Here is a 2,379-nt window from a genome sequence, read left to right on the forward strand (position 1 = left end):
CCCGACCAGCCTCATCGGCGGGCCGCCGCTGACGGGCGTCATCCCCGGCGTCAAGGCCAATCCCAGCCAGAACCTCCCGCAGCTCGCTCCCGGCGGCACATCGACGTTCATCGGATCGGTGCCCGCTCCGGTCAAGAGCGCGGCACCGCAGCCGTCGGCCGCCGCGCTGGCCCCGGACTCGACGAAGGTCACGCAGGACACCACCCCGGCCGCACCCAAGGCCCCGCTGGCGCAGCTGCCGCTGGCCGCCGCCCAAGTTCCCCTGACGGCGCTCGACCTGGTCAAGACCAACCTGCCGACGGTCGTCGATGCGGTTCCGATTCCCGGCCTCGCCGCGCTGCCGGCATTCGCCGTCGCCCTGATCGACCCGATCGAGAGCACCGTCCGCGGCTTGGCGGCCGCGGCTTCCGACCTGCCACTGCTGCAGTGGACCCCCGGCATGCCCATCACGCCGTCGCCGCTGGACAACCGGAACGGCCAGTTCAACGTGCCGCCGCCGCCGAAAACCTTTGCGGCAAGCGGTGGTTCGGTACCGCGTGATGTCACGCCGGGCGCTCCCGGCACGACCGTCACGCCCATCCCGCCAATCCAGCCGCGAGACGTGTTCGCCGCCGAGCAGCACCTTGTCGCCGCGCAGGATTTCCGGCCCGGCTATCCGGATTACCTGCGGGCCGCGGGCCTCAGTGAGGTCGCCGCGGTCGCCGTCCCCGGATTCGCCGGCATCCTCACTCTGACGGCCGCCGGTGGGTTGGTCGGATACCGGCAGGCCCGCGCGACCTCGTCAGCGCCCGCCCGCGCCGCGCGCTTCGTCAACTAGCTCCGGTCCACCTGTCATCCGGCAACAATGGTCCCGACCGGAATAACCTCGCCTCCTCAATCCGTTGGGAACCAACATGACCGAAGCTGAACTGAGCCCCACCGACTGGGTCCGCAAGCAGACCGAACAGATCCTGGCGCAGGGCACCACCGACGGCGTCCAGATTCTCGATCGCCCCGTGGTGCTGTTCACCACCACCGGGGCCAAGTCCGGCAAGAAGCGTCTGGTGCCACTGATGCGGGTCGAGCACGACGGCCGCTACGCCCTCGTCGCCTCGAAGGGCGGCGCCCCCGAACACCCCTCGTGGTACCACAACGTCAAGGCGCACCCGCAGATCACGGCGCAGGACGGCGACAAGGTCGTAGAGCTGACCACGCGCGAGCTCGAAGGTGACGAACGCCAGGAGTGGTGGGACCGCGCCGTCGAGGCCTACCCGCCCTACGCCGAGTACCAGACCAAGACCGACCGGCTGATCCCGGTCTTCATCGCTGAATAGCCGGGAGCAACCGGCGCGCTGACTGCAGCAAGACGCGGTGGAGTTCGCCGTCGGGGATGTCCTGCAGTTCGGGGTCCATCGCGCTGCCGTAGATGCCCGAGATGACCAGTGACATGGTCACTCGGGTCTCGGTGTCCGCACCGTCCATGCCCAGCAGCGTCCGCAGGCGCTGATTGATGGCACTGCACTCCTCGTTGGCATTGACGAGGGTGTCGATGGCCGGGTCCCGGTAGAAGACGGCCGTCACGCGCCGGTGCCGGACCGCGAGTTCGACGAACCCGGTGATCGCCGCGTCCTTGCGGGCCGGCCCTTCCGGCGCAGCCTCGATCTCCGTCGCCAGCTGGTCCAGATCGGCGAACACCGGCCGGATGACGGCCAGGACGATGTCGTCCTTGGAGTGGAACTGGTAGTAGACGGAGGCCTTGCTGACGCCGAGGTGATCGGCGATCATCTGCAGCGATGTGCCGTTCACGCCGTGCTCCGCAAACAACGCCAGGGCGGCTTCGATCACCCGTGCCCGCGCCGATCCGCGTGGCCCCACCGATTTGGCCAATCCTCGCTCCCAGTTCGCCGCCGACCCGATCGGTCGTCGTGTAGTCGCGGTCACCGCTGTCGCGGCGACGTCACGTGCGTCACACGAGAGGCCCCGATGTGGGCACCGACCTGCATCAATTGATTCGCTTAACTTGTCTAAGTTTACCTTCGTGGATACGCTGAGTCTGCCGATCGGCAGATGAAATGTGACACAGGCGGCGGCGCCGCACAAACGCTGCGCAGCGCCCCAGCTCACGCGGTCCGCCAGGGCATGTCGAGCAATCGAAGAACGGGGAGGTCAGCATGGCCAAGGAGAGCGCCGCATGATCGGCAATGCGGTCAAGAAGGCGTGGATCCCGCTGCTCATCCTCGCCGTCGCCCTCGTCGCCGGCTTCACCGTCCAGCGCGTCCGCACCTACTTCGGCCAGAACCCCGTCATCGTCACCCCCCGCAACTTCGCCGACGACGCCAAACCATTCAAACCCAAGGTCGTCACCTACGAGATCACCGGCGAACCCGGCGCCTACGCCGA

At 68.1% G+C, this 2,379-nt stretch carries 4 protein-coding genes; 3 read left to right on the forward strand and 1 reads right to left on the reverse strand.

Features of this window, described 5'->3' with window-relative positions; translation table 11 throughout:
• The coding region (locus tag EB75_RS29545) for a hypothetical protein (RefSeq protein ID WP_073698477.1) at positions 1 to 817 on the forward strand (817 nt) is incomplete at its 5' end.
• 76 nt (positions 818 to 893) lie between these two features.
• Positions 894 to 1,313, forward strand: coding sequence for a nitroreductase family deazaflavin-dependent oxidoreductase (locus EB75_RS28155; protein ID WP_073698478.1), 420 nt, complete (start codon positions 894 to 896; stop codon positions 1,311 to 1,313).
• On the opposite strand, the gene EB75_RS28160 is transcribed toward EB75_RS28155, so the two are convergent.
• On the reverse strand, positions 1,300 to 1,866 hold the full coding sequence (locus tag EB75_RS28160; protein WP_073698479.1) for a TetR/AcrR family transcriptional regulator: 567 nt from the start codon (positions 1,864 to 1,866) through the stop codon (positions 1,300 to 1,302). The genes EB75_RS28155 and EB75_RS28160 overlap by 14 nt on opposite strands.
• 304 nt (positions 1,867 to 2,170) lie before the next feature.
• Here EB75_RS28160 and EB75_RS28165 point away from each other — a divergent pair.
• On the forward strand, positions 2,171 to 2,379 hold a 209-nt coding region (locus tag EB75_RS28165; RefSeq protein WP_217267739.1), incomplete at its 3' end, for an MmpS family transport accessory protein.

Origin of the sequence: Mycobacterium sp. ST-F2 (assembly GCF_001905655.1) — a bacterium.
In the GTDB taxonomy this organism is placed as follows: Bacteria; Actinomycetota; Actinomycetes; order Mycobacteriales; family Mycobacteriaceae; genus Mycobacterium.

Coding starts and splice junctions, on each gene's coding strand:
- EB75_RS28155 (WP_073698478.1), top strand. CDS start 894: ATGACCGAAGCTGAACTGAGCCCCACCGACTGGGTCCGCAAGCAGACC.